The 26,317-nt window shown below is 73.0% G+C and carries 21 protein-coding genes; 5 read left to right on the forward strand and 16 right to left on the reverse strand.

The genetic code is table 11. The annotated features are described in order from the left end of the window. Positions 1-13 precede the first annotated feature (13 nt). Positions 14-1,048: a DUF6777 domain-containing protein gene (locus IEZ20_RS17935; RefSeq protein WP_229896121.1), complete on the reverse strand. Its 1,035-nt coding sequence runs from the start codon at positions 1,046-1,048 to the stop codon at positions 14-16. A 126-nt stretch (positions 1,049-1,174) separates the two neighbouring features. Here IEZ20_RS17935 and IEZ20_RS17940 point away from each other — a divergent pair, with 126 nt between their 5' ends. Beyond that, the gene (locus tag IEZ20_RS17940; RefSeq protein ID WP_189299672.1) at positions 1,175-2,596 is read left to right on the forward strand and encodes a lipase maturation factor family protein; all 1,422 of its coding nucleotides are present in this window, start codon (positions 1,175-1,177) and stop codon (positions 2,594-2,596) included. Here the strand turns inward: IEZ20_RS17940 and IEZ20_RS17945 are convergent. Genes IEZ20_RS17945 through IEZ20_RS17975 form a run of 7 tightly spaced genes read right to left on the reverse strand, consistent with a single transcriptional unit; the run spans position 2,584 to position 10,118 of the window. Continuing rightward, a complete protein-coding gene (locus IEZ20_RS17945; RefSeq protein ID WP_189299674.1) occupies positions 2,584-3,423 on the reverse strand; it encodes an amidohydrolase family protein in 840 nt (279 codons plus the stop codon). The genes IEZ20_RS17940 and IEZ20_RS17945 overlap by 13 nt on opposite strands. After that, positions 3,420-4,403: an aldo/keto reductase gene (locus tag IEZ20_RS17950; protein WP_189299677.1), complete on the reverse strand. Its 984-nt coding sequence runs from the start codon at positions 4,401-4,403 to the stop codon at positions 3,420-3,422. The genes IEZ20_RS17945 and IEZ20_RS17950 overlap by 4 nt, the downstream gene beginning before the upstream one ends. After that, the gene (locus IEZ20_RS17955; RefSeq protein WP_189299679.1) at positions 4,400-5,173 is read right to left on the reverse strand and encodes an SDR family NAD(P)-dependent oxidoreductase; all 774 of its coding nucleotides are present in this window, start codon (positions 5,171-5,173) and stop codon (positions 4,400-4,402) included. Before IEZ20_RS17955 ends, IEZ20_RS17950 begins: the two co-directional genes overlap by 4 nt. Further along, positions 5,170-6,510 carry an L-fuconate dehydratase gene (locus tag IEZ20_RS17960; protein WP_189299681.1) on the reverse strand — a complete coding sequence of 447 codons (1,341 nt, stop codon included), beginning with the start codon at positions 6,508-6,510 and terminating at the stop codon, positions 5,170-5,172. The genes IEZ20_RS17955 and IEZ20_RS17960 overlap by 4 nt, the downstream gene beginning before the upstream one ends. Positions 6,511-6,545: 35 nt before the next feature. Then, a complete protein-coding gene (locus IEZ20_RS17965; protein WP_189299682.1) occupies positions 6,546-7,571 on the reverse strand; it encodes an ABC transporter permease in 1,026 nt (341 codons plus the stop codon). Then, positions 7,564-9,054, reverse strand: a complete 1,491-nt coding sequence (locus IEZ20_RS17970; RefSeq protein ID WP_189299685.1) for a sugar ABC transporter ATP-binding protein — start codon at positions 9,052-9,054, stop codon at positions 7,564-7,566. Before IEZ20_RS17970 ends, IEZ20_RS17965 begins: the two co-directional genes overlap by 8 nt. Continuing rightward, entirely contained in the window at positions 9,051-10,118 is a 1,068-nt protein-coding gene (locus IEZ20_RS17975) for a sugar ABC transporter substrate-binding protein (protein WP_189299687.1), read from the reverse strand. Before IEZ20_RS17975 ends, IEZ20_RS17970 begins: the two co-directional genes overlap by 4 nt. A 163-nt stretch (positions 10,119-10,281) precedes the next feature. Between IEZ20_RS17975 and IEZ20_RS17980 the strand changes: the two genes are divergently transcribed. Further along, positions 10,282-10,983, forward strand: a complete 702-nt coding sequence (locus IEZ20_RS17980) for a FadR/GntR family transcriptional regulator (RefSeq protein ID WP_189299690.1) — start codon at positions 10,282-10,284, stop codon at positions 10,981-10,983. An 8-nt stretch (positions 10,984-10,991) separates the two neighbouring features. On the opposite strand, the gene IEZ20_RS17985 is transcribed toward IEZ20_RS17980, so the two are convergent. From IEZ20_RS17985 to IEZ20_RS18010, 6 genes are read right to left on the reverse strand one after another with little or no spacing between them, the layout of a single operon-like run. Continuing rightward, entirely contained in the window at positions 10,992-14,012 is a 3,021-nt protein-coding gene (locus IEZ20_RS17985) for an alpha-mannosidase (RefSeq protein WP_189299692.1), read from the reverse strand. A 28-nt stretch (positions 14,013-14,040) separates the two neighbouring features. Further along, a complete protein-coding gene (locus IEZ20_RS17990) occupies positions 14,041-16,143 on the reverse strand; it encodes an endo-beta-N-acetylglucosaminidase (protein WP_189299693.1) in 2,103 nt (700 codons plus the stop codon). Beyond that, complete coding sequence (locus tag IEZ20_RS17995; RefSeq protein WP_189299696.1) at positions 16,140-17,396, reverse strand: glycoside hydrolase 5 family protein; 1,257 nt, start codon at positions 17,394-17,396, stop codon at positions 16,140-16,142. Before IEZ20_RS17995 ends, IEZ20_RS17990 begins: the two co-directional genes overlap by 4 nt. Before the next feature lie 40 nt (positions 17,397-17,436). After that, entirely contained in the window at positions 17,437-18,342 is a 906-nt protein-coding gene (locus IEZ20_RS18000; protein ID WP_189299698.1) for a carbohydrate ABC transporter permease, read from the reverse strand. After that, positions 18,339-19,226: a carbohydrate ABC transporter permease gene (locus IEZ20_RS18005; RefSeq protein WP_189299700.1), complete on the reverse strand. Its 888-nt coding sequence runs from the start codon at positions 19,224-19,226 to the stop codon at positions 18,339-18,341. The genes IEZ20_RS18000 and IEZ20_RS18005 overlap by 4 nt, the downstream gene beginning before the upstream one ends. A 6-nt stretch (positions 19,227-19,232) precedes the next feature. Then, positions 19,233-20,519: an ABC transporter substrate-binding protein gene (locus IEZ20_RS18010; protein ID WP_189299708.1), complete on the reverse strand. Its 1,287-nt coding sequence runs from the start codon at positions 20,517-20,519 to the stop codon at positions 19,233-19,235. 233 nt (positions 20,520-20,752) lie between these two features. Here IEZ20_RS18010 and IEZ20_RS18015 point away from each other — a divergent pair, with 233 nt between their 5' ends. Together IEZ20_RS18015 and IEZ20_RS18020 are read left to right on the forward strand one after the other, a co-directional pair. Continuing rightward, positions 20,753-21,823 carry a LacI family DNA-binding transcriptional regulator gene (locus tag IEZ20_RS18015; protein ID WP_189299710.1) on the forward strand — a complete coding sequence of 357 codons (1,071 nt, stop codon included), beginning with the start codon at positions 20,753-20,755 and terminating at the stop codon, positions 21,821-21,823. Positions 21,824-22,041: 218 nt separating this feature from the next. After that, complete coding sequence (locus IEZ20_RS18020; RefSeq protein ID WP_189299712.1) at positions 22,042-23,394, forward strand: amidase; 1,353 nt, start codon at positions 22,042-22,044, stop codon at positions 23,392-23,394. 109 nt (positions 23,395-23,503) lie between these two features. Here IEZ20_RS18020 and IEZ20_RS18025 read toward each other — a convergent pair whose 3' ends face one another. Next, the gene (locus IEZ20_RS18025) at positions 23,504-23,677 is read right to left on the reverse strand and encodes a hypothetical protein (protein WP_189299714.1); all 174 of its coding nucleotides are present in this window, start codon (positions 23,675-23,677) and stop codon (positions 23,504-23,506) included. A gap of 453 nt (positions 23,678-24,130) precedes the next feature. Between IEZ20_RS18025 and IEZ20_RS18030 the strand changes: the two genes are divergently transcribed. Then, complete coding sequence (locus tag IEZ20_RS18030) at positions 24,131-24,526, forward strand: hypothetical protein (protein ID WP_189299716.1); 396 nt, start codon at positions 24,131-24,133, stop codon at positions 24,524-24,526. A 154-nt stretch (positions 24,527-24,680) separates the two neighbouring features. Here the strand turns inward: IEZ20_RS18030 and IEZ20_RS18035 are convergent, their stop codons facing one another. Continuing rightward, positions 24,681-26,198, reverse strand: coding sequence for an SDR family NAD(P)-dependent oxidoreductase (locus IEZ20_RS18035; RefSeq protein WP_189299718.1), 1,518 nt, complete (start codon positions 26,196-26,198; stop codon positions 24,681-24,683). Positions 26,199-26,317 lie beyond the last annotated feature (119 nt).

Below are 26,317 nucleotides of genomic sequence, written 5' to 3' on the forward strand. Positions count from 1 at the left end.
AGGGTCCGGCCGATTATTCGACCTGGTCGGCGAGCCGGTCCGCTGGGGCCGCCCCGGAAGCCGTCCCGGGAGCTGTCCGGGGGGCTGCCCCGGGATCCGTCCCGGGAGCGGCGAGCGCGGTGCCGGTCGGGGCGGGCCCCGGGGGACCGGGGCCGGCCGGACCGGTGCCCGTGGCGCCGGGGGCGGGGCCGGCCGGGCCGGGGGTGGTGGCGGCGCCGGTGGTGGCCGGGGCGGTCGTGGCCGGGTGGGGGGTGGCCGGGGTGGCGGTGGCCGGTGCCGGCGGGGGTACGACCCGGTCCCTGCGCACGTCGGGGCCGATCCGGCGCTCGATCCAGGTGCGCCCGGCGGCGTCGACCAGGGTGATGCTGGTGACAGGCCGGGACGCCGGGGTCACCACGACCACCTGGTTCGGCCGGTAGCCGGCCCACGGGGTGCCGCGGGCGCCCGCCCCGCCGCGGGTCGGCGCGGGCGGCTCCAGCGGGTTGCCGCAGGCGCAGCGGACCCGGGGCAGGCCCCGGTCGTCGACCAGGACGGCGGTCCCGGCCTGCAGCACGGCCTGGTAGCGGGCCGCCCGGCCGTCGCGGTAGGCGTGGCTGGTGACACGGGTGTCGGCGCCGAGCACGACCGGGGTCAGGCCGCGCAGATAGCCGGGGAGCGCCGACCGGGGGACGCCGGCCGCCTGGGCGAAGGCCTCGGCCTTGGCCTCGTCCGCCGCCAGGTACCGCACGTGCCGCTCGACGTCGCAGCCGGCGACGCGGGGGGTGCCCCGGTACAGACCGGGTGTCGCGCCGGACACGCTGCGGGTCGCGCGCAGGGGCGCCTCGACGTCACCGGACTGGACCCGGGCGGTGCTCCGGGGGGACCCCGTCCTGAAGGCGCCGGTGTCCGTGGGTTCGGTGAAGGGCTCGGGTCCTCGCTCGCCGGCGGCCTGCAGCCAGACCAGTTCCCCCGTCCTGGTCTGCTTGACGCCGGAGCCGGCGCAGCCCGCGGCCAGCAGCGCCATGATGAGCGCGCAGACCGTGGGGATGGATCGGGTGGGTATCCGCACCGCACACTCCGCATCACTGTGGGTGATTACGCCCTATTGTTGGCATTGCTCAGGTTTGCCTGGCAACTCGGGGAACGTCGTGACGACAGCCGCGCCGGTGTACCCGCACAGGAGGCACGCACAGCCGTGGACTGGTTCACCGCACCCGACTACTGGCTGAGCCGGCTGGTTCTGCAGCGGGCTCTGGCGGCCGTGTACCTGGTCGCGTTCCTGACGGCGGCCCTGCAGTTCCGGGCCCTGCTGGGCGAGCGCGGGATGCTGCCGATCCCCCGCTTCACCGCCCGGGTGCGCTTCCGGCGCGCGCCGAGCCTGTTCCACCTGCGCTACTCCGACCGCTTCTTCGCGGCCTGCGCCTGGACGGGCTGCGCGGTGTCGGCGGCCCTGCTGGCCGGCGCGGACTCCGCGCTGCCGCTGTGGGCGGGGATCCTGCTGTGGCTGGTGCCGTGGGCGCTGTACCTGTCGATCGTCAACGTGGGCCAGACGTGGTACGCGTTCGGCTGGGAGTCGCTGCTGCTGGAGACGGGTTTCCTCGCCGCGTTCCTCGGCAACGACGAGGTGGCGCCGCCGGTCGTCGTGCTGTTCCTGCTGCGCTGGATCCTGTTCCGGGTCGAGTTCGGGGCCGGACTGATCAAGCTGCGGGGCGACGCCTGCTGGCGGAAGCTGACCTGCCTCGACTACCACCACGAGACCCAGCCGATGCCGGGCCCGCTGAGCTGGTTCTTCCACCATCTGCCGAGGCCCCTGCACCGGGTGGAGGTGGCCGCCAACCACGTCACCCAGCTGGCCGTGCCGGTCCTGCTGTTCACCCCGCAGCCGATCGCCTCGGCCGCCGCCGCCCTGATGATCGTCACCCAGCTGTGGCTGGTGCTCTCCGGGAACTTCTCCTGGCTGAACTGGATCACCATCGTGCTGGCCGTGTCCGCGCTCCGGCTGCCGGCGACCGCGCCGCCGGTGCCGGCGGCGCCGCTGTGGTACGAGGTGCTGGTGCTCGCGGTCGCCGCGCTGCTGGTCCTCCTGAGCTACCGCCCGGTGGCGAACATGGTCTCCCGCCGCCAGATCATGAACCGCTCCTTCGACCCGCTGCACCTGGTGAACACCTACGGCGCGTTCGGCAGCGTCAGCCGGATCCGCTACGAGGTGGTGGTCGAGGGCACCCTGGACGACACCCCGCGCGCGGACTCCGACTGGCGGGAGTACGCGTTCCGGGGCAAGCCCGGGGATCCCCGGCGCTGGCCGCGCCAGTTCGCCCCCTACCACCTGCGCCTGGACTGGCTGATGTGGTTCGCGGCGCTGTCGCCCGGCTATGCGGGGGAATGGTTCGGGGCGCTGGTGGAACGCCTGCTGGAGAACGACCGGGACACGCTCAGGCTGCTGCGCCGCTCCCCGTTCCCGCCGGACACCCCGCCCCGCTATGTCCGGGCCCGGCTGTTCCGGTACCGGTACACGAGCTGGCGGGAGCTGCGGGAGACGGGGGCGTGCTGGGAGCGGACGTTCGTGCGGGAGTACCTGCCGCCGACGCGGCTGGCGGGCGTGGCTCAGAGGTCGTAGACCCGGGCCGCGGTGGTCTCGAACAACGCGGTGCGCTCGGCCGGGCCGAGCGCCGAGGTCAGCTCCCGTGCGACGTCGTGCACCCGCGTGTAGGTGGCGGCCGTCGTGCACACGGGCCAGTCCGATCCGAACATCAGACGGCCGGGGCCGAAGGCCTCCAGGGCGGCGTCGGTGTACGGGCGGAGGTCCTCGGTCGTCCAGGAGGCGGGGTCGGCCTCGGTGACCAGGCCGGAGAGTTTGGCGACGGTGTTCGGGAGGGCGGCGAGGGCACGGAGGCCCGAGGCCCAGGGTTCCCGGTCCCCGGAGGCGACGGGGGGCTTGCCCAGGTGGTCGAGGACGAAGGTGAGCCGGGGCAGCGCCGCGGCCGCCCTCACGCAGGCCGGCAGCTGGTGGGGCAGGACCACGAGGTCGTAGACCAGGCCGGCGTCGGCCACCGCGGCCAGGCCGCGCAGGACGTCGGGGCGCAGCAGCCACTCGGGGTCGGGTTCGCCCTGCACCTGGTGCCGGACGCCCTTGAGGAAGGAGCCGCCGGGGAGCGCGCGCAGCCGGGCGAGTTCGTCGGCGACGTCGGGGCGGGTGAGGTCGGTCCAGCCGACGACGCCGGCGACCAGGCCGTGCCCGGCGGCGAGGGCGAGGAACTCGGGGGTCTCCTCGGCGGCGGTGACGGTCTGCACGAGGACGGTACGGTCGACCCCCGCGGACCGGGCCTCCGGCTCCAGGTCGGCGAGGCCGAAGTTCTTCCGCAGCGCGGCGAGTTCGGGCCCCCGGATCCAGTCCTGGTCGCGGACGGCGAGGTCCCAGACGTGGTGGTGGGCGTCCACGGTCACGGCAGCTCCCGTACGACGGGCAGGGCGGGGGGCAGCAGGCCGGCCTCGTGCAGTTCCCGCCAGAAGGCGTCCGGGACCGTCGCCTCGAACTGGTCGGCGCAGTCGTGGACTTCGGCGGCGGTACGGGCGCCGGCCAGGACGCTCGCCACGGCCGGGTGGGCCGAGCAGAAGGCCAGGGCGGCGGCGCGCAGGGTGGTGCCGTGGCGTTCGGCGACCTCCTTGATGCGCACGGCACGGTCCAGCAACTCCTGCGGCGCCCGTGTGTAGTCGTACGTCGCCCGGGGCGTCGGGTCCGCCAGCAGGCCGGAGTTGAAGGGGCCGCCGACGACCACCGACACGCCCCGGCGTTCGGCCTCGGGCAGCAGCTCCGTCGCCGCGCCCTGGTCGAGGAGGGTGTACCGGCCCGCGCAGAGCACCACGTCCACGTCGGTGTCGCGGACGAACCGGGTGAGCATCTCCGCCTGGTTCATGCCCGCGCCGATCGCCCCCACCACGCCCTCCGCGCGGAGCTTCTCCAGGGCCGGGTAGCCCTCACGGAAGGCCTGTTCGGCGTGGTCGTCGGGGTCGTGGAGGTGGACGAGGTCGACCCGGTCGAGGCCGAGGCGCTCCAGGCTCGCCTCCAGGGTGCGGCGGACGCCGTCGGCGGTGAAGTCCCAGACGCGGTGGTGGGTGGCGGGTACGGCGAAGCCGTGGGCGAGGTCGTCGCCGGTGCCGTCGGCGGGGTCGAGGCGGCGGCCGACTTTGGTGGAGACCGTGTACCGGGCGCGGTCGTAGGCGCGCAGGGCCGCGCCGAGGCGGCGTTCGGAGAGGCCGAGGCCGTAGTGGGGGGCGGTGTCGAAGTAGCGGATGCCGCGCTGCCAGGCGGCCCGGACCGCGGCATGGGCCTGTTCGTCGCTCACCGGGGTGTAGAGGTTGCCGAGGGCAGCGGCGCCGAAGCCCAGGGGGGTGACCTCGACGCCGCTGCGTCCCAGCCGGGTCACCGGTCCGCCGCCGGCCGCAGCCGCAGGCCCTGCATGCCGCCGTCGACGGCGAGGGCGGTGCCGGTGGTGGCTCCGGACAGGGGGCCGGCCAGGTAGGCGATGGCGCCCGCGACTTCGGCGGCGGAGACCAGTCGTCCGAGGGGCTGGCGGGCCTCCAGGGCGGCGCGTTCGGCGGCCGGGTCCTCGGCCGCGTCCAGCAGCCGGCCGATCCAGGGGGTGTCCGCCGTACCGGGGTTGACGCAGTTGACGCGGATGCCCTCGCGGACGTGGTCGGCGGCCATGGCGAGGGTGAGGGAGTACACGGCGCCCTTGGTGGCGCTGTACAGGGCGCGCTGGGGGAGGCCCGCGGTGGCCGCGATGGAGCAGGTGTTGACGATGGCCACGGTGCCCGGACGGGCGGTGGCGGCGCGGCGCAGGTACGGCAGGCAGGCGCGGGCGGTGCGGACCATGCCGAGGACGTTGACGTCGAAGACGTGCCGCCACTCGGTGTCGTCGTTGTCCTCGACGGTGCCCTGGGCGCCGATGCCCGCGTTGTTCACGAGGATGTCGAGTCCGCCCAGTGCCTCGGCGGCCTCGGTCACGGCCGCACGCACCGAGGCGTCGTCGGTGACGTCGGCGCGCAGGCCGAGGAGCGGTTTCTCCACACGGGCCGGGTCCAGGTCGAGGACGGCGACCTGGGCGCCGCGCTCGGCGAGGAGGTCGGCGGTGGCCCGGCCGATGCCGGACGCGCCACCGGTGACCAGGGCGCGCAGCCCCGTGAAGTCGCTCATGCGGCCTGTCCCTTCCGGGTGTCGGGGTCGGCGGCCCAGTAGGTGCCGCCGGGGTAGGTGTAGCGCGCGATGGACTCCGGGCGCAGGGCGGCGGAGAAGCCGGGCGCGGTGGGTGCCGTGTAGTGGCCGTCGCGGATGACGACCGGGGTGACGAAGTGCTCGTGGAGGTGGTCGACGTACTCGATGACCCGGTCCTCGGTGCTGCCGGAGACGGCGAGGTAGTCGAACATCGACAGGTGCTGGACGAGTTCGCACAGGCCGACCCCGCCGGCGTGGGGGCAGACGGGGACGCCGAACCTGGCGGCGAGGAGCAGGATGGCGAGGTTCTCGTTGACCCCGCCGACGCGGGCCGCGTCGATCTGCACGATGTCGAGGGCTCCGGCCTGGAGCATCTGTTTGAAGATGATCCGGTTGTGGACGTGTTCGCCGGTGGCGACCTTCACCGGGTGGACGGCGCGGCGGATGGCGGCGTGGCCGAGGACGTCGTCGGGGCTGGTGGGCTCCTCGATCCAGTAGGGGCCGAACTCGGCGAGGGCGTTGGTCCAGCGGATCGCCTCGTCCACGTTCCAGCGCTGGTTGGCGTCGATCGCCAGCCGCACGTCGGGGCCGATGACGGCGCGGGCCGCCCGGCAGCGGCGGATGTCGTCGGCGAGGTCGGCGCCGACCTTGAGTTTGATCTGCCGGAAGCCGTCGGTGACGGCCTGCGCGGCGAGCCGGCCGAGCTTGTCGTCGTCGTAGCCGAGCCAGCCCGGCGAGGTGGTGTAGGCGGGGAAACCGTGCTCCAGCAGCCGCGCCCGGCGCTCCTCGGCGCCTGCCCGTCCGCGTCGGAGCAGGGCGAGGGCCTCGTCGGGGGTGAGCGCGTCGGTGATGTACCGGAAGTCGATCTGGCGGACCAGCCAGGCGGGGTCGGCGTCGGCGAGCAGCTGCCACAGCGGCTTGCCGGCCCGCCGGGCGGCGAGGTCCCAGACGGCGTTGACGACGGCCCCGACCGCCATGTGCATCACGCCCTTCTCGGGGCCGAGCCAGCGCAGCTGGCTGTCGGCGATCAGGTCCCGGAAGAGCGAGCCGGGGTCGGCGCACAGCTCCTCGACGTCGCGGCCCAGGACGTGGCCCCGCAGCGCGTCGATCGCGGCGACCTGGACGTTGTTGCCCCGCCCGATGGTGAAGGTGAAGCCGTGTCCCCGGAGTCCGTCGGCGGCGTCGGTGTGCAGCACGACGTAGGCCGCCGAGTAGTCGGGGTCCGGGTTCATCGCGTCGGAGCCGTCCAGCTCGCGCGAGGTGGGGAAGCGGATGTCGTGGGTGTCGACCGCGGTGATGCGGGCGGGGGCGTCGGACACGGATGCCCTTTCTGGTAGGCGGGTTTGACGGCATGTCAGTCCTGGGCGCGGCCCGTCGTCACGCGGGCGATCACGAGGGCGACGAGGATGATGCCGCCGTAGATGGCCTGGATCCAGAACGACGGCACCTGGGCGAGGGTGAGCAGGTTCTGTACGACGCCGAGGAGGACGACGCCGGTCAGGGCGCCGAACATGGTGCCCTTGCCGCCGTCCAGGCCGATGCCGCCGATCACCGCCGCCGCGAACACCGTGAAGATCATGTTCTGGCCCTGGTTGGCGCTGATCGCGCCGACGTACCCGGTCTGCAGGAGGCCGCCCAGGGAGGCGAGGACGCCGGCGGTCACGAACACGCCGAGCATCACGCGTTCCACGCGGATGCCGGCGGCGCGGGCGGCGTCCGCGTTGCCGCCGATGGCGTAGAGGGCGCGGCCGACGCGGTGGTACCTGAGCACGCCCCCGGCGACGGTGAAGGCGACGGCTGCGAGCCACACGGACAGCGGGACGTGCAGGAAGGTGGTGGTGGCGAGCGCGTAGAAGCTGTCGGGCATGCCGAAGAGGGTCTTGCCCTTGGTGGCGCCGACCAGCAGGCCGCGCAGCACGATCAGCATGGCCAGCGTGACGATGAACGCGTTGAGCCCGAACCGCACGACCAGGATGCCGTTGAAGGCGCCGACGGCCGCGCCGGCGGCGAGGACCGCGAGCAGGGCGACGGGCGCCGGGACCTCGGTGCCCCAGCCGGACTGGGCCGCGGGCAGCACGAGGAGCGCCCCGACGGCCGGCGCGATGCCGACGACCGACTCCAGGGAGAGGTCGATCCTGCCGGTGATGAGCACGAGGGACTCGGCGAGGACCACCAGGGCGAGGGCGGCGGAGGCGCCCAGGATCGAGATGATGTTCCGTTCGGTGAGGAACGAGTCGTTGACCACCGCGCCCAGCACCAGGAGCAGCAACAGCGCGGGGACGAGGGCGAGTTCGCGGGCGCGGCGGAGCAGCACCGTCCGGGTCGCGCGCTGGTCGGGGACCCGGGGCGGGGTGAGCGGCGGGGCCGTGGTGTCAGCCATGGTCCACTCCTTCGATGGAGGCGATCAGCTCGTGGTCGTGCCAGCCGGCCGGGTGCTCGGCGACGACGCGCCCGTGGAAGAGGACGAGGACGCGGTCGCAGCGGCGCAGGTCGTCGAGTTCGTCGGAGACGACGAGCACCGCGGTGCCGTCCTCGCGGGCGCTGTCCACGCGGGCCAGCAGGGACTCCTTGGACTTCACGTCGACGCCCGCGGTGGGGTTGATCAGGACGAGCAGGCGGGGGTCGCGGGCCAGGGCGCGGGCCATGACGACCTTCTGCGCGTTGCCGCCGGACAGGTCGGAGACGGGCTGCCCGGGGCCCTCGGTCTGGATGCCGAGGCGGTCGATCAGCTCGGTGGCGAGGCCGCGCCGGCGGTCGGTGCCGACGAAGCCGAAGCGGCCGAGCCGGTCGAGGACGCTCAGGGTGGTGTTGTCGCCGACGGTCATGCCGGGGACCAGGCCCTGCTCGTGCCGGTCGCGGGGCACGCAGCCCACGCCCGCGTCCAGCGCCGCCCGGACGTCGCCGAACGGCAGCGGTTCGCCGTCGAGCCGGGCCGTTCCGCCGGCCGGGGTGTGGAGTCCGGCCAGGGTCTCGGCCAGCTCGGCCTTGCCGCTGCCGCTGGTCCCGGCGAGGCCGACGACCTCGCCGCTGCGGACGGTGAGGTCGATGCCGTGGTACGCGGCGGAGGTGAGTCCGCGGACGTCGAGCACGACAGGTGCGGCGGCGGTCACCGTGGCGCGCGGCCGTGCGGGCTCGGCGACGGATTCGCCGGCCATGGCCTCGACCAGGGCGGCCCTGGGCAGCTCGGCGACGGGGGCCGTGGTGATCCAGCGGGCGTCGCGCAGCACGGTGACGGTCTGGCAGACCTCGTACACCTCCTGCAGGTGGTGGGAGATGAACAGGAAGGTGACCCCGGAGTCCTGCAGCGTCCGCATGCGGGTGAACAGCCGCTCGATCTCGCGGTTGTCGAGCTGGGCGGTGGGTTCGTCCAGGACGATGAACCGGGCGCCGAGGCTCAGCGCCCGGGCGATCTCCACCATCTGGCGGTCCTCGACCCTCAGTTCGGCGGTGCGGGCGTCGGGGTCGACACGGACGTCCCAGGTGGCGAGGAGTGCGGCGGCCTCGGTGCGCAGCCGGCGCCAGCTGATCCGGCCCCGGACCCGGGGCTGCCGGTTGAGGAAGAGGTTCTCGGCGACGGTCAGCTCCGGTACGACGGTGGGTCTCTGGTAGACGCAGGCGACCCTGCGGCGCCAGGCGTCCCGGTCGGCGAGCGGGGGCGCGGGGTCGCCGTCGAAGCGGACGGTGCCGGCGTCCGGTGCCTGGAGGCCGGTGAGGATGGTCACCAGGGTGGACTTTCCGGCGCCGTTGCGGCCGACCAGGGCGTGGGACTCGCCGGGCAGCACGGTGAGCCGGCCGTCGGCGAGGGCGGTGGTGGGGCCGTACCGCTTGACGATCCCCTGTGCCTCCACGAGTGGTGTGCTCATCGGACCGTGTTGCCCCACAGCTGGGGGTCGTCGACGTTGTCCTTGGTGACCAGCGGGGCGGGAAGCTGGTCCTCCAGGATGCCGCTGGGAAGCCGGACGATCGTGGAGCCGTGGTCGGTGGGGCCGGGCTTGAACGTCTTCCCCTCCATCGCCGCCCTGATGTAGGAGAGGCCGTACTTGGCGTAGGCGTCGGCCGGCTGGGAGACGGTGGCGTCGATCTGGCCCTTGCGGAGGGCGTCGAGCTCCTGCGGGATGCCGTCGTTGGAGACGATCGCGATGTGCCCCTTCCGCCCGGCCGTCCTGAGCATGTTCTTCGATTTCAGGGTCTGCAGGGTCGGGGCGAGGTAGACACCGCCGGCCTGCAGGTAGATGCCCTTGATGTCGGGGTTGGCGTTGAGCAGGGTGTCGAGTTTGGCGGCGGCCGTGTCGGACTCCCACCTGGCGGGGATCTCCAGCACCTTCAGGTCGGGGTACTTCTCCCGTACGCAGGTGCGGAAGGCCTCGGAGCGGTCGCGGCCGTTGACCGAGGCGAGGTCGCCCATGATCTGCACGACCTTGCCGCTGCGCACGTGCTGTCCGAGGTAGTCGCAGGCCTTCCTGCCGTAGGCGACGTTGTCGGCGCGCACCACCATGGCGACCTTGCCCTTGTCGGGGGCGACGTCCACGGCGACGACCGGTACGCCCCTGCGTTCGGCCTGGTCGAGCCCGGCCTGGATGGCGGCGCTGTCCAGCGGGGCGACGACCAGTCCCTTGACGCCCTGGGTGAGTTCGTTGTCGATGTCGGTGATCTGCTGCGAGGGGTCGCTGTTGGAGTTGACCGTCTTCAGCACCTCGACCCCCTCGGACCTGGCCATCCTGGGCACGTAGTCGTTGTACGACTGCCAGAACGGCGAGGTCAGCAGCGGCAGGATCACGCCCACCTTGCCGGTGCCGCCGCTGCCCGCGCTCGCGGTGTCCTTGGTGCTGCCGCAGGCGGCGAGCAGAAGCGAGGCGCAGACGGCCAGGGCCGCCGTGCCGGTGGTGATCGTGGACCTGCTGCGTTTCCTCACTGTGCGGACGGGCATCTGGCGGCTCCTCGTCGAGGGTGTTCGAGCAGACGCCGCATACTTATCAGACCACTTGGACGCCAGGACAGCCTCGTGCACCGAGAAATCCGGAATCCGCCTCGTAGTGGTCGGACCACTTGACTGGCTAGACTGCGACGCACCCGGTGACTGGAGGAATGGCGTGGACGAGGGAGCCCCGCAGAAGGGCACGGTGACCCAGCGCGCCATCGAGGAGATCAAGGCGATGATCGCCGAGGGCCGGCTGGAGCCGGGCCAGCGGCTGCCCACCGAACGGGAACTCGCCGCCCGGCTGGGCATCTCCCGCAGCTCGATGCGGGAGGCGGTCCGCGCGCTGACGGTCATGGGCGTCCTGGAGGCGCGGCACGGCTCGGGTATCTACGTCACCGCGCTGGAGGCCGGCGATCTGCTGGAGACCTTCGGGGTGGTCGCCGACCTGTCGCGGGGTCCGCGGCTGGTGGAGCTGCTGGAGGTGCGCCGGATCCTGGAGTCGACGGCGACCGCGCTGGCCGCCGCACGCATCACCGACGACCGGCTGGCCGCCGTGGAGAAGCACCTGGCGGCGATGAACGCCACCGACGACCCGGAGGAGATCCTCGCCCACGACCTCGCCTTCCACCGGGAGATCGCGTCGGCCGCCGGCAACGAGACCATGGCCGCCATCCTGGACGGCCTGTCCTCGCGCACCTTCCGCGCCCGGGTCTGGCGCGGCTACCAGGAGGAGGGGGCCTTCGCCCGCACCCGCCGGGAGCACGCCGCCATCCACCGCGCCCTCGCCGCCCGCGACCCGGAGGCGGCGCGGGCGGCGGCAGCGGCCCATGTGGGCGAGGTGGAGGAGTGGCTGCGGGCCCAGCTGGGCGGTTAGCGCCGGCCTCAGCGCCTCCGAAGCCGCAGCGTCACCAGCTCGAACGGCCGCAGCCGTACGCCGATGCGCTCCCCGTCGGCCCGCGGTGCCGGGGCGTCCGGCAGCGGGCGTTCCAGCAGGTCGGTGACGGTGACGCCGGCGACCGGGAACCCGGCCGTCAGCGTGGCCCGGGCCCGGCCGCCGTGGGCCTCGTGGAAGCGGACGACCACGTCCCCGCTGCCGTCGTCGGCGAGTTTCACGGCCGTGATCACGACGGCGTCGTGATCGGCGGTGACCAGGGGGGCGACCTCCCGCGCTCCGGTCGTGTGCCGTTCCGGCAGGTTGATCCGCCAGCCCTCGCGGACCGCGTCGGCGACGCCGGCGCCGGGAAGCAGGGCGTGCCGGAAGCGGTGGACGCCCTGGTCGGTCTCGGGGTCGGGGAAGCGCGGGGCGCGCAGCAGGGAGACGCGGACCGTCGTGGTCGTACCGTGGTCGCCGTCGGCGCGGACGGTGCGGGTGACGTCGTGGCCGTAGGTGGAGTCGTTGACGACCGCGACGCCCCAGCCGGGTTCCTCCAGGTGGACGAAGCGGTGGTTGCAGGCCTCGAACTTGGCCGCCTCCCACGAGGTGTTGGTGTGGGTCGGGCGGAAGACGTGCCCGAACTGGGTCTCCGACGCGTACCGTTCGGCGTGCAGGTCGAGCGGGAAGGCCAGTTTCAGGAACTTCTCCGTCTCGTGCCAGTCGACCTCGGTGTCGATGAGCAGCCGCCGTTCCCCGGGATGCAGGGACAGCAGCTGGGTCACCCGGGAGGAGCCGAAGGTCCGGACGATCCGCACCGAGGCACCGTCCTCGCCGGCCGTGACCGACTCGGCGTCGGTGAGGTCGGTGACGGTGTTGCGGTAGAAGGAGTCGACGTCCCAGGCGTCCCACATGTTCGGGAAGTCCGGGTGGAGCTGGAGGAGGTTCGCGGCCCGGCCGGGGGCGACGGTCTCGCGGTCGGCGGCCGGGTCGTAGGCGGAGACCACCAGGCCCCGGGCGTCGACGGTGATCCGCAGCAGGCCGTTGTCCAGCGTGAAGCCGCCGTCCTCGCGGGGGGCGAGCGTGGTGGCGCCGGCCTCGGCCGGGGTGGCGGCGCCGCGGGCCGGGACGCCGTGGCGGGCGTGCGGGGCCGCGTTGAAGACCAGCGGGGTGGTGCCCGCGCCGGCGAGCGCGCGCTGCGCGGCCTCGGTGATCGCGGTCAGTTCGGCGGCCACCCGCTCGTACGTCGCCCGCGCCTCCCGGTGCACCCAGGCGATGGAGGAGCCGGGCAGGATGTCGTGGAACTGGTGGAGCAGCACCGTCTTCCAGACGCGGTCCAGCTCCGCGTACGGGTAGGGGAATCCGGTGCGTACGGCGGCGGTGGCCGCCCACAGCTCGGCCTCGTACAGCAGGTGTTCGCTGCGCCGGTTGCCCTGCTTGGTCTTCGCCTGGCTGGTGAGGGTGGCGCGGTGCAGTTCGAGGTACAGCTCGCCCACCCAGACGGGCGGTTCGGGGTACTCGGCCTCGGCCTTCTCGAAGAACGCGCGCGGTGTTTCCCAGGTGACGGTGGGTGAGCCCTCCAGGTCGCGCAGCCGGGCCGCCTTGGCGACCATCTCGCGGGTGGTGCCGCCGCCTCCGTCGCCCCAGCCGGTGGGCGCCAGGGAGTGCCGGGCCCGGCCCTTGTCCTTGAAGTTGCGGGCGGCGTGGGCGAGTTCGCTGCCCTTCATCGAGCAGTTGTAGGTGTCGACGGGCGGGAAGTGGGTGAAGATCCGGGTGCCGTCGATGCCCTCCCAGTGGAAGGTGTGGTGCGGGAACGTGTTCGTCTGCGACCAGGAGATCTTCTGCGTCAGCAGCCACTTGGAGCCGGCCGCCTTGATGATCTGCGGCAGACCCGCGGCGAAGCCGAAGGTGTCCGGCAGCCAGGCCTCCTCGTTCTCGACGCCGAACTCGTCGAGGAAGAACCGCTTCCCGTGCACGAACTGCCGGGCCATCGCCTCCGAGCCGGGCATGTTGGTGTCCGACTCCACCCACATCCCGCCGGCCGGCACGAACCGCCCCTCCGCGACGGCCTTCTTCACCCGTGCCCACACCTCGGGCCGGTGCTCCTTCACCCAGGCCCACTGCTGCGCCTGGGACATGGCGAACACGAACTCCGGCTCGTCCTCGATGAGCGCGGTCATGTTGGACGTCGTCCGGGCCACCTTGCGCACGGTCTCGCGCAGCGGCCACAGCCAGGCCGAGTCGATGTGCGCGTGCCCGACCGCGCTGATGCGGTGCGCGGACGGCACGGCGGGCGCGGACAGCACGCCGGTCAGCTGCTGCCGGGCCCGGTCGGCCGTGCCGTTGACGTCCTGGAGGTCGACGGCGTCCAGGGCGCGTTCGACCGCGCGCAGGATGTCGTGCCGGCGCGTGGAGTCCACGGGCAGCTCCGCCATCAGCTCGCCCAGCGCCTCCAGGTCCAGGACCAGCTGCCACACGGTCTCGTCGAAGACGGCGAGGTCCATGCGGGTGAGCGTGTACTGCGGCTCCTGGCCGGCGGTGTCCTTGTCGCCGAGCCGGGTGGGCCGGAAGGGGTGGTAGTCGAGGATGACCGGGTTGGAGGCGGCCTCGATGTGCAGCCGCACCTCCTCGCCGCCCGCGACGGGGGCGCCGACGCGCACCCACTGGTTGCGCGGGTTGAGGCCCTTCACCGGGGTGCCGTCGGGCCGGTAGACCAGGCCCTCGCACTGGAATCCGGGCATGTTCTCGTCGAAGCCCAGGTCCAGCAGTGCCTCGACGGTCCGCCCGGCCCACGCCTCGGGCACGGTCCCGGTCACCCGGAACCAGCTGGTGCCCCAGGGGGCACCCCACCGGGCGCCCACCTCGATCGGCTCGGGCTCCGCGGCGAGCCCCTCCGCGACGGGTACGGGTTCGCCGGGCGCGTGCCACACCGCTGCCCGCAGCGGCACGGACTCGGGGTATACGGCAGGGCGGATACGTTCGTCGAGGACGCGCCTGAGGCGGGCTTCCACCAGAGTGCGGTCGTCATGCATGCGGGGTGCTCCCTGCGGGTCCGGGTGATTACCAGGGGTGGGTGACGGTGGCGGCGGACGAGGCGTTGTACAGCTCCCCCACGGCGCGCACCTCCAACCGTGCGGTGCCCTCGTCCTGTTCGGGCCCGAGGCCGGTGACGTAGTACGCGCACTGGCCGGTGGCGCCGAGGAAGCGGCGGGTGCCGTCGGGGAGGAGGCGGTGGAGGGTGTAGTGGCGGACGGGGCCGGGGGCGGCGGTCCAGGCGAGGCGGAGGTCGCCGCCGTCGGCGGCGGTGACGCGGGCGGCGGAGGGGGCGGCGGGGGCGGGCGGGGTGCCGTCGGGGCGGACGGCGAGGCCGCCCAGCCGCCAGCGGACGGGGCCCTGGGCCGCGGTGAGCCGTACGCCGAGGGCTCGGAGGGTGCCGGACAGCCCGGTGAGCGGGACGGTCACCGTCTGCCAGCCGTTGACCGAGCGCACCCGGGTGCCGCCGTCGACGACCGACCACGCCGGGCTCCCGCTGTTGCCCGGCGGCTCCGTGCTTCCGCTGTTGACCGGGTTCACAGCGAGATACGTGTACGGCGGTGTCGTCCCCGGCGTACGCGGTTCGGCCGTCGCCACCGCCAGCTCGACGTTCACCTCCCCAGCGTCGCCCCGGAACGTCAGGTCGACAACCGTGTTCACACCGATCGGCAGCCGGGTCGCGTACACGTCCAGTACCGCCGGTTGATCGAGTACACCCGCCACCAGCACGCTGCTGCCGCCCCGCCAGGCGTCGGCGAAGTCGAAGGAGACGGCCGGCCGCTCCCCCGCCGTCCGCACCACCCACCGCCGCGACGGCAGCCGGTCCTGGAGCCCGAGGTGGCTCCAGGGCGCCTGGGAGGCGACGGCCCCCTCCTCGTACCACCGCAGCCCGTGCCCGGTGTTGAACACGCTCGCGAACGGCACCGAGGTCACGGTCGACCGGTCCGCCACGGACACCGCCGGTGCCCGCCACGCATCGCCCGGGTCGGGCCGCGACGGGTCCAGGGACCGCCCGGTCCAGAACCGGTCGTCGGCGGCGTGGAAGTCCTCGGGGGCGCGCCGGTCGGCGGGCAGGTGGTTGCGGGTCCACTCGGGCCGGTAGAAGCCGATCGACGCCACGTGCGGCTTGCCCGCCGGCACGATCGCGTCCCAGTCCGCGTACGTGCCGGACCCGTTCGACTCCACGTCGACACCGGCCCACAGCTCGTACCGGCTGCGCCCCAGCCGGTCCGCCTTCGTGCCGGACGAGGCGAGGGTGGCCGCGCTCCACCGGAAGTCCACGAACATGTCGTCGGCGGCCTGGAAGAACGCCTGGTTCTGGCTGTTCAGGGCGCCCTGCCAGCTGACCGTGCCGTTCACGGTCATCGCGTCGTACCAGGTCACCCGCTGTCCCCTGGCCGCCGCCAGGGCTCTCAGCTCCTTGACGAAGCCCAGCATGGCCGTGCCCAGCGCGGTGTTCCCGCCGCCGGTCTCGGCGTTCACGAACCAGCCGTCGAAGCCGTACGCCGCCGCGACGGCGACGAGTTGCGCGGCGAGCGGGTAGTGCCCGGTGGCGTCCTTCTGCACCAGGTCCCGCGTCCACTGCAGCTGTCCGCCGTAGGCCGCCGGCGGCAGGAAGACGTTCCCCAGGACGGGGACGCCGTGCCGGTGGGCGGCGTCCACGACCGGCGCGTTCGGCGCGAGGACCAGGCCCTCGCCGGCCGAGCCGCCCCAGAAGACCAGCTCGTCCAGGTAGGCCCAGTGGGTGAGGGCGTACGTGTCGGCGGTGGCCGAACCCTGGGAGGGGTTGCCCGACGTCGGCCCGAAGGAGACGAGCGCCTGGACGCGGGCCTGTCCGGAGCGGGCGGTGGTGTTGGCGGGGGTCGGGGTGAAGCGGGGGGCGAGCGGCACGGTCGCGGCGTTGAAGGCGAGGTCGGGGTCGTCGGCCGCGCGCCAGCTCTTCAGGCTGCGCCAGGTGATGCCGGGGCCGGGGCTGCCGGCGGGCAGTGTGTCCGGGTACCAGTAGGAGGCGTACGGCGGGGTGGCCGCGGCGGCGCGCGGGACCGCGGCGGCGGGCGGTGCGGGGGCCAGGGCGGGGGTCAGGGCGGTGGCACCGGCGGCGATCAGGACGGTGCGTCTGGCGGGGTTCACGAGCGGGTGCCTCCTTGGGGGGTGGGGAGTACCTGGTCGGGAGTGACGACGTCGGTGATGCCGCGCGCGGCGAGGTGGTCCTTGTCGTCGGCGCGCGTGTCGAGCACGGTGGTGGGGCGGGCGCCGTCGGCGACGAGCCGGAAGAAGGCGTCGAAGACGTCCCCGCCGGGCGCGCAGCGGGAACGCTGGGCGGGCTCGGCGGGTACGGCGAGGGCCGTGCCGCGCACCGCGGGGGTGCGGTGGGTCCGGCGGGCCGCGCCGGCCAGGACCCGGGCGATGTCCTTGGCGCGCCGGCCGTCGGTCAACAGGCCGAGGGAGTACTCCAGCTCGGGGAAGTCGGCGAGGGTGCGCGGGACGTCGTGGGAGCACCACCAGGTGATGCCCCACAGGTCCGGGCAGTCCAGGGCGTTCTCGATGGTCGCCTCGGCGAACGCGGCGGCGTGCTCGGCGGGCACCAGGGGCGCGGGGGCGCCGACCTCCTGGAGCCACACCGGCCGGTGCGGTTCGTCCGCCCAGGCCTTGCTCAGCTCGACCAGGTAGGCGGCGTGGTGCTCGGTGGGCACGGAGGTGCGGCCGTGGCGCTGGGCGGTGCCGTTGAACACCCAGGAGTGCACCGCGGTGAGGTCGCCGAGCCGGGCGGAGTGGCCGGGGGTGAAGGGCTGGTCGTCCTGGTACCAGGCGGCGTCGTAGGAGGCGTGCAGGTGGAGCCGGCCGGGGGCGCCCTCGGCACAGGCGGCGAGCATCCGGGTGAGCCAGCGCTCCGCCTGCTCGGCGGTGATCCGGTCGGGGTCGGGGTGGGGGCCGGCGGCGAACTGGTTGACCTCGTTGCCGACGGTCATGCCGAGGAAGCCCGGCCGGTCGGCGAGGGCGGCGGCGAGGGTGCGCAGATAGGCGGCCTGGCCGTCGGTGACGTCGGGGTCGGTGAAGAGGTTGCGGCGGTGCCAGGTGCGGGTCCAGGCGGGCAGGAAGTCGAAGCTGCTCACGTGCCCCTGGAGCCCGTCCACGTTGACGTCCAGGCCGCGTTCGGCGGCCGCGTCGGCCAGGGCCACGAGCTGGTCGACGGCGCGGGGGCGGATCAGGGTGCGGTTGGGCTGGAAGTAGGGCCACAGCGGGAAGACCCGGATGTGGTCGAGGCCGAGCGCGGCGATCGCGTCGAGGTCGGCGCGCACGGAGTCGAGGTCGAAGTCGAGCCAGTGGTGGAACCACCCTTCGCTGGGGGTGTAGTTGACGCCGAAGCGCACGGCAGGAGGCATGCGGTGTCCTTGGACTCGGGGGACGGCACTCGGGGAGGGTTCAGCCCTTGACCGCGCCCTCGCCGACGCCCCGGAAGAAGTACCGCTGGAGGCAGGCGAAGAGGGCGATGAGCGGCGCCACGGCGATCACGGTGCCGGCGGCGACGAGACGCTCGTCGTTGGCGAAGGTGCCGTGCAGGTAGTTGAGGCCGATGGTCAGCGTGAACTTGGACGGGTCGCTGAGCACGATCAGCGGCCACAGGAAGTCGTCCCAGGCGCCCATGAAGGCGAAGATCGCGACGACGGCGAGGGTGCCCTTCACCGACGGCAGGGCGATGCGCCGGAACCGCTGCCAGGCATCGGCGCCGTCGACGTAGGCCGCCTCCTCGATCTCGAAGGGCAGGTTGCGGAAGGCGTTCCGCATCAGCAGGACGTTCATGGCACCGACGGCGCCCGGCAGGACGACTCCGACCAGCGTGTTGTTGAGCCCGAGTTCGCGCATGGTGGTGAACTGGGCGATGACGATGCCCTCGACGGGCACGAGCATCGCCAGCACGAAGACGAGGGTGGCCGCGCCCCGTCCGCGGTAGCGCAGCCGGGCCAGGGCGTATCCGGCGAGCGCCGAACCGACGCAGTTGGTCACGACGTTGGCGGTGGCGACCTTCAGGGAGTTCAGGGCGTAGTCCCAGACCGGGACCGTGTCGGCGACCCGGGCGTAGTTGTGCAGGGTGGGGTGGCCGGGCAGGAAGCGGGGCGGGGAGCCGTAGATGTCCTCGGTGGGTCCCTTGAGGGAGGTGGACAGCTGCCAGAGGAACGGGCCGATGGTCAGCGCGAGGACGGCGAGGAGCAGCAGGTAGCGCCAGAGCAGTTCGCCGGCCCGGATCCGGCGGCCGTGCTCGTCGGTGACGCGCGGCTCCCGCGCTCCGGTGGCCGGCCGCTCGGGCCGTACCTTCTCCAGGACGCTCACGGCTCCTCCCTGCGGTCGGCGCGGAGCACGAGGAGCATCAGGGCCACGGTGACGGCGAACACGACGACGGAGAGGGCGGAGGCGTAGCCGACCCGGCCGGTGAGGCCCGTGCCGGTGCGCTGGACGAGCATGACGAGGGTGGTGTCCTCGCCGGCCGGGCCGCCGCTCGGGCCTGCCATCAGGTAGACCTCGGAGAACACCTTGAAGGCGGCGACGGACGACAGCGCGGCGACCAGGACCATGGTGGAGCGCACGGCGGGCACGGTGACCGAGAGGAAGCGGCGCACCGGTCCGGCGCCGTCCACGGCCGCCGCCTCGTACAGTTCGCGCGGCACGTTCGCCAGCGCGGCCAGGTAGATGATCATGTAGTACCCGAGGCCCTTCCACACCGTGACCGCCATGGCGCTGAGCAGGAGCAGCCACTGGTCGCTGAGGAACCCGATCCGGCCGATCCCGATGGTCTCCAGCAGGGAGTTGACCAGCCCGCGTTCGTCCAGCAGCCACACCCAGATCAGCCCGACCACGACGATCGAGGCGACGACCGGGGTGTAGAAGGCGGAGCGGAAGAAGGTGATCCCGGGGATGTTCTTCTGCACCAGCAGGGCGAGCAGCAGCGGCAGCAGGACGAGTGCCGGGACGACGCCCAGGATGTACAGGGCACTGTTGCGCAGGCCGGTCCAGAACATGTCGTCGTGGAGCAGCTCGCGGTAGTTGGCGAGGCCCACGAAGCGGCCCGGGACGAGGGTGCGGCGGTCGGTGAAGGAGTTCACCAGGGTGGAGACGAACGGGTAGAGCACGAAGGCGCCGGTGACCAGCAGGCCGGGGGCGGCGAACAGCCACGGGCTGTGCGGGAGCTGGCGTCTGATGCCGAGGGGCGCGGCCATGGCGGGTCAGCCCTGCTGGAGCAGCCGGTCGGCGGCGCCGACAGCGTTGTCGAGGGCTTCCTTGGGGCTCTCCTTGCCCTGGAGCGCCTTGGCGACCTCGTTGCGCAGCGCGGTCTTCATCTGCTCGCTGAACAGCACGGGTGTGTAGTTGACGGCGTTCTTCAGGGACTTGGCCGCGGCGACGCGCACCCGGGTCTCGTCGGTGCCGTCCTCCTTGGTGAAGTACGGGTCGTCGAGGGAGCCGGCGGTGCTCGGGAAGATGGCGACCTTCTTCGCGAAGGACATCTGGTTCCGTGCGTCGGTGACGAAGTGGGCGAAGGCGACGGCGGCGGGGGTGTGCCGGGTGCGGGAGTTGACCATCACGCCCATGACGTACATGTTGACGTGCCCGGTGCTGGTGATCTGGTCGGTGATGCCGATGTTCCGGTACAGGCTCGGCGCGTTCTTCTTGAAGTTGCCGAGGTCCAGGGCGCTGCCGGGGTTCATGGCGACGGCACCGGTGAGGAACTTCTTGCCGGCGGACTCCCCGGTGGCGGTGAGCGCCTGCGGATCGAGGGCCTTGGCGTCGTACAACTGCTTGTACTTCGTGAGCAGTTCGACCCCCTTGGCGTCGTTGAAGGCGAAGCCGGTGCCCTGTCCGTTCATGAGCGGGACGCCGTAGCGGCCGAAGTCCTCGATGGTGGGCACGTTGGCGAGGGTGGCGACCTTGCCGTGGCTCCTGCCGGCCATGCGCAGGGCGTCGGCGAAGAGTTCGTCGTACGTCCTCGGCGGCTGCTCCGGGTCGAGTCCGGCCTTCCTGAACAGCTCCTTGTTGTAGAAGAGCGGGCCGGTGTTCAGGTACCAGGGGAAGGCGTACACGCCCTTCATCCCCGGTATCCGGTGGCTGGCCCAGGCACCCTGCAGGTACTCGGACCGGTACTTCCCGGCGGCCTTGTCGAGGTCGAGGGCGAGGCCCGCCCTGGCGAGCGGGGCGACCAGGTCCGGGGAGACGTTGACGACGTCGGGGAGGGTGCCGCCGGCCGCGTCGGCGCTGAGCTTGTCCGGGTAGCCCTCGGCGGGCTGGTCGACCCACTTCACATGGGTGCCGGGGTACGTGTTCTCGAAGTCGGCGATCAGGCCCTCGAAGTAGGGCTTGAAGTTCGCGCGCAGGTTCCAGGTCTGGAAGGTGATGTCGCCCTCCACCTTGCCGGAGGCGTCGGTCGAGCCGCCGTCGTCACCGCCCGAACCGCAGGCGCTCAGCGGCAGGACGAGGGCGACGGCAGCGGCGGCGAGGGCTCTGCGGGGCATGGGCACGGGGACACGGCTCCCTTGCGGTGGCGGGCGGCGAGTGGCGTCGAAGACCTTGCCCGCGGCCTTCCGGGAAAGTCAATGGATTCACCGAGCTAAAGAAATACACACTTCATTAGTGCAGGCCAGAGCCCGAATGATCAGAGCTTGCCGTGATGAGCTAATGCGCTTTAGGGTCTTGACACTCAAGCGCATTAGCTCAAGCGCGTCAGCGAGCCTGCTCCCGAAGGGGGAGAAACGTGCCGACCAAACGGTCCCCGGCCCGCCGGCCCACGATGAAGGACATCGCCCGGCGCGCCGGAGTCTCCGAGAGCGCCGTGTCCTTCGCGCTCAACGACCGCCCCGGCGTCTCCGAGGCCACCCGCGCCCGGGTCCGCCGGGTCGCCGAACAGCTCGGCTGGCGTCCCAGCACGGCGGCCCGCGCGCTGTCCGGGGAGGGCGCGGCGACGGTCGGCTTCGTCCTGGCCCGCCCCGCGCACACGCTGGGCGTGGACTCGTTCTTCCTCCAGCTCGTCTCGGGCATCCAGGAGGTCCTGGCCGAGCGGCACCTCGGCCTCCTCTTCCAGGTGGCCGGGGACGTGGCCGACGAGTGCGCGGTGTACCGGCGCTGGTGGGCGGAGCACCGGGTGGACGGGGTGCTGGTGGCCGACCCCCGTGCGCGGGATCCCCGGCCCGACCTGCTGGACGAACTCGGGCTGCCCGCCGTGGTGATCGGCGGTGCGCCCGACGTCCGCCACCCCGGCCTGTCCACGGTCTGGGCGGACGACGCGGGCGCGATGGCCTCCGTCGTGGACGAGCTGACCGCCCTCGGCCACCGGCGGATCGTCCACATCGCGGGCCTCCCCGACCTCGCCCACACCCGGCGCCGCATCGCCACGCTGCGCGCGGAGGCGGAGCGGCGCGGCCTGACCGAGGTCCGCTCGCTGACCACGGACTACTCCGACGCGGAGGGCGCCGCGGTGACCCGCCGCGTGCTCGGCGGGTCACCGCCGCCGACGGCCCTCATCTACGACAACGACGTGATGGCCGTGGCCGGTGTGGCCGCCGCGACGGACCTGGGCTTCCGTGTCCCGCAGGACGTGTCGGTGGTCTCCTGGGAGGACTCGGCGCTGTGCCGCATGGTCACCCCGCGGCTGTCCGCCCTCTCCCGCGACAGCGCCGAGTTCGGCCGCACGGCGGCCCGGGAACTACTGGCCCTGCTGGACGGCAGCCCGGCCCGCTCGGTGGGGGTACCGGTGCCACGGCTGACGGGCCGGGGCAGCACGGGGGCGGCGGCTCCGTCCGACGCCGGGGAGTCGCCGGGCACGTGAGGGCCCGGCAGCGGCGCCCGGCGAACCGCGGACGTCTCGACGCGCCGCGGACGTCTCGACGCGCCGCGGCCTCTCGACGCGCCGTGGCCTCTCGACGCGCCGCGGCCTCTCGGCGCACCCCGGCCTCTCGGCGCACCCCGGCCTCTCGACGTACCGCCTCCGACCGGGCACAGTTCTCCTACCCCTCTTCCGTACCGATGAGTAACGAGGAGTGTCACGTGAGCAGCTGGGCCGGCCGGAGTGCCGTCGAGATCGCCGCCGCCGTCCGTGAGAAGCGGGTCACGCCCCGGGAGGTGGTGGCCGGGCACCTCGCGCGGATCGAGCGGCTCGACGGCCGCATCGGTGCGTTCCGGAAGGTCCGGGCCGAGGCGGCGCTGGCCGAGGCGGACGCGTTGGCCTCGCGTGCGGATCTGGGCGAACTGCCGCTCGCCGGCGTTCCGTTGGCGGTCAAGGACAACCTGGCGGTGCGCGGCGAGGCGCACCGCAACGGTTCCGCCGCCACCCCGGACGCCCCGGCCGCCGAGGACCACGTGACGGTGGCCCGGCTGCGGGCGGCCGGCGCGGTGGTCGTCGGGCTGACGAACGTGCCCGAGCTGTGCGTCTTCGGCACCACCGAGGGCCCGTACGGCACCGCCCGCAATCCCTGGGACCTCTCGCGCACGGCGGGCGGCTCCTCCGGCGGCAGCGCGGCGGCCGTCGCCGCGGGCCTGGTACCGCTCGCGCTCGGCAACGACGGCATGGGCTCGCTGCGCATCCCGGCCGCCAACTGCGGGCTCGTCACCCTGAAGCCGGGGCACGGAGTGGTGCCCGCCGGGATCGGGAACGGTGACTGGTTCGGCATGTCGGAGAACGGCCCGCTGGCCACGACGGTCGAGGACCTGCGGCTGATGCTGGCGGTCCTCGCCGGCACGACGTTCGAACTCCCGCAGGAGCGCGCCCGCCGGAAGATCGCCGCCGCGGTGCGCAGCCCGCTCGCCGGGGTGAGCGTGAGCCGTCCGTATACGACCGCCGTCCGGCAGGCGGCCGGCGTGCTGGCCCGGGCCGGGCACCGGGTACGGCGGGCCGAGCCGCCGTACCCGCTCTCCCTCGGCGTGACCGCGCTCCAGCACTGGACGGCGGGTACGGCGGTGGACGCCGCCGGCCTGGACCCGGCGCGGCTGGCCCGCCGGACCCGGGTGCACGCGGCCGTGGGCCGCCGGTTCGTCCGCCCGGTGCGCACCGGCGACGCCCGTGAGCGGCTGCGGGACCGGCTGACGCCGTTCTTCACCGAGTACGACGTGCTGCTCACCCCGGCGCTGGCCCGCCGCTCCCCGCAGGCCGGCCCGTGGCACGAACGCGGCTGGCTGCGCAACATCCTCGCCAATACCGCGTATTCGCCCTTCACTCCGGCGTGGAACCTGACGGGTTGGCCCGCGATGTCCGTACCGGCCGGCACCCTGCCCTCGGGCGCCCCCTGCGCCGTACAGCTCGTGGGGCGGCCGGGCACGGAGGCCGTACTGCTGGAGCTGGCGCAGGAACTGGAGGAGCTGAGCCCGTGGCAGCGGACGGCTCCTGTGGCGGACCGGCCCTGAAAGAAGTCATGAGGGGCGGCCGGGGAGAGCCGTAAAAAAGGGGAGCCCGGCACGGGCGTGAGTCCGTCACGTCCGTGCGGGCGGCGATCGCGAAGGGTTCGGAGGGGGGTCAGTCCACGCTCGGCAGGATGTGCGGCTCGGCGAGGTCGTCCTCGTAGCCCGCGAGGCGGATCGGGGCGGACCGGGCCCACACGTCGAGGCTGCCGAGTTCTCCGGGCCGTCGGCCCGCACGCTCCGTGTGTTCCTCGGGGCTCTGGTCGCGATTCGTCTTCTCCGGTGTCACCGCGCACTCCTTATGTGTCGGGCTCACCCTCGGGGCGTACCGGACAGCCTGTGCTCCGGTGCTCGACGCCCGCTCGGGTCTGGTTGGAAGGCCAGTTCGGACGCGGTGGCGCCGGTACGTCTGTCAGAGCGGGCCGTTGTCGACCGGCTCACCCCAGGACGGACGATGGGTGTGGGTGGGACCCCTTGGTGCTGTCCGTCCACTCCAGGTTAACCAAATGAGCGGGCATCCGCTCGATAGGGAATGCAAACAACCGGTAACCGATACGCTTCCTGTGGCTCCCCAATACCCCCTAATATGGGGCCTTTTGAAACAAGATGCTCACTCGGACGACTTGGGGAATCACCCACGTGGCCTACAGGAGCGAACACCTCTTCAAGTGCTGTTGGCCGGGCCGCAAGCCGGCCATGGTCTGCTGACGCGGCAACGGCTGTCTCGCGGAAGGACTGACGCATGGAGCTGCGCAGCGTCGAGGAGCTGATGGATCTGCTGTACGCCGGCCGGCACCGGCACGCGCTGCGGACCGCCGCGTTGCTGCGCCGCGGCCGCCCCGCCGACAAGGAGCTTCAGGTGGCGGGACTGGTGCGGGGGATCGGCCCGGTGCTCTGCCAGGGGAGCGAGGCGGAGCGGGCACGGGCCGCGGCCGACGCGGTGCGCGCCCTGCTCGGGGAGCGGGTGTTCCGGCTGGTGCGCGGGGACGCGGACCCGGGCGACGACGATGCGCTGCGGCTGCGCCAGGCCGGCGAGGAGAGCCGCACGGCCGGCTTCGACGCGGGTGTGCTGGAGGACTGGCGCACGGTGCTGGAGCTGGTGGCGGCCCGTCACGCGCGGCTCGGCGCGGTCGACTGAGGCCGGGCCGCCGCCCTGCCTCCCGATCCGCCGCCCCCGGTCCCGGGCCTTTTCATCCCGGACCTCACGATCCGGGACCTCCCGATCCCGGACCTCCCGATCCCGGACCTCCCGATCCCGGACCTCCCGATCCGTGCGTGGCCCGCGCGGCGGCTCACCACTTGCCGGGCGCGTAGTCCTTCAGGAAGACGCCGTACAGGTCCTCGCCCGCCTCGCCGCGCACGATCGGGTCGTAGACGCGGGCGGCGCCGTCGACCAGGTCGAGCGGGGCGTGGAAACCGGCCTCGGCGAGGCGCAGCTTGTCGTAGTGGGGGCGCTCGTCGGTGATCCAGCCGGTGTCGACCGAGGTCATGAGGATGCCGTCGGCCTGGAACATCTCCTCGGCACTGGTCCGCGTCACCATGTTCATCGCGGCCTTGGCGGCGTTGGTGTTGGGGTGGCCCGCCCCCTTGTAGCCGCGGCCGAACACGCCTTCCATGGCGGAGACGTTCACGACGTAGGCCCGTCCGCTCTCCGCCTTCCTCGCGGCGTCGGCCATGGCCGGGCGGAGCTTGCTGATCAGGATGAACGGCGCGGTGTAGTTGCACAGCTGGGTCTCGAGCAGCTCCACCGGGGAGATCTGGTCGATGGTCTGCACCCAGGTGTTGCTCTCGACGACGTCGGGCACCAGACCGCCCGCGTCGATGGCGGTGCCGTCGAGGTGCCGGGCGACACTGGCGTTGCCCGCGACGAGGGCGAGGTCGGCCACCTTCTGCGCGTCGAGGCCGCTGGTACCGACGGGCAGTGCGGCCAGGCCGTCGACCGCGCCGGAGTTGAAGGCGCCGATCACGTGGTGGGCGGGCAGCTCGCCGGCGGGCAGCGGGGCGCTCTCGCCCTCGACCAGGGCGGCGTAGGCGGAGGGCAGGCGGCGTACGGTCTGCGTGGCGTTGTTGACCAGGATGTCCAGCGGGCCCGCCTCGGCGACCTGGTCGGCCAGCGCGACGGCCTGGGCGGGGTCGCGCAGGTCGATGCCGACGATCTCCAGGCGGTGCATCCAGTCCGCCGAGTCCTCCATCGCCTTGAAGCGGCGGATGGCGTCCTTGGGGAACCGCGTGGTGACGGTGGTGTGCGCACCGTCCCGCAGCAGCCTGAGGGCGATGTACATGCCGATCTTGGCCCGGCCGCCGGTGAGCAGGGCGCGCTTGCCGGTGAGGTCGGCACGGGCGTCGCGCTTGGCCCGGTTGAGGCCGGCACAGTCGGGACAGAGCTGGTGGTAGAAGTAGTCGACTTCCACGTACCGGGTCTTGCAGGTGTAGCAGGAACGCGGGCGCTGGAGTATGCCCGCGATCTTGCCCGCCTCGACCTTGGAGGAGGGCAGGATGCCCTCGGTCTCGTCGTCGATGCGCTCGGCCGAGCCGGTGGCGGTCGCCTCGGTGACGGCGCGGTCGTGGGCGGTCTTGGCGGCGCGGCGCTCCTGGCGGCGGCGCTGCTTGACCACGCGGTAGACGTGCGAGGTGGCCCGGCGCACCTTGATCGCGTCGGGGTGGTCGACCTCCAGCCGGTCCAGTTCCTCCAGCACGCTCAGGCAGACGGCCAGGCGCTCGGGGTCGATACCGGGCCCGTGGACCACCTCGTCCACGGAGGCGTCCGTGGGCATGTCCATGGACGCCGAGCCGTCCTCTGTCACCGTCATCGCGCTGCCGCTTCCCTGATCACCCGCGCAGCGCTCCGACTCGCGCCCGCTTTCGAACAGCGGATTTTACGGACCTCCACCCCGGGGAACCAAACGGGCACGGTGGATCACCCGGAGTG

Source organism: Streptomyces cinerochromogenes (genome assembly GCF_014648635.1).
Taxonomy (GTDB): Bacteria; Actinomycetota; Actinomycetes; order Streptomycetales; family Streptomycetaceae; genus Streptomyces; species Streptomyces cinerochromogenes.

Excerpts from the sequence above, each read along its gene's own strand:
- IEZ20_RS17970 (WP_189299685.1), bottom strand. The coding sequence starts at position 9,054 with ATGAGCACACCACTCGTGGAGGCACAGGGGATCGTCAAGCGGTACGGC.
- IEZ20_RS17965 (WP_189299682.1), bottom strand. The coding sequence starts at position 7,571 with ATGGCTGACACCACGGCCCCGCCGCTCACCCCGCCCCGGGTCCCCGAC.
- IEZ20_RS18030 (WP_189299716.1), top strand. The coding sequence starts at position 24,131 with ATGGAGCTGCGCAGCGTCGAGGAGCTGATGGATCTGCTGTACGCCGGC.
- IEZ20_RS17975 (WP_189299687.1), bottom strand. The coding sequence starts at position 10,118 with ATGCCCGTCCGCACAGTGAGGAAACGCAGCAGGTCCACGATCACCACC.
- IEZ20_RS18005 (WP_189299700.1), bottom strand. The coding sequence starts at position 19,226 with ATGGCCGCGCCCCTCGGCATCAGACGCCAGCTCCCGCACAGCCCGTGG.
- IEZ20_RS17995 (WP_189299696.1), bottom strand. The coding sequence starts at position 17,396 with ATGCCTCCTGCCGTGCGCTTCGGCGTCAACTACACCCCCAGCGAAGGG.
- IEZ20_RS18035 (WP_189299718.1), bottom strand. The coding sequence starts at position 26,198 with ATGACGGTGACAGAGGACGGCTCGGCGTCCATGGACATGCCCACGGAC.
- IEZ20_RS17985 (WP_189299692.1), bottom strand. The coding sequence starts at position 14,012 with ATGCATGACGACCGCACTCTGGTGGAAGCCCGCCTCAGGCGCGTCCTC.
- IEZ20_RS17955 (WP_189299679.1), bottom strand. The coding sequence starts at position 5,173 with ATGAGCGACTTCACGGGGCTGCGCGCCCTGGTCACCGGTGGCGCGTCC.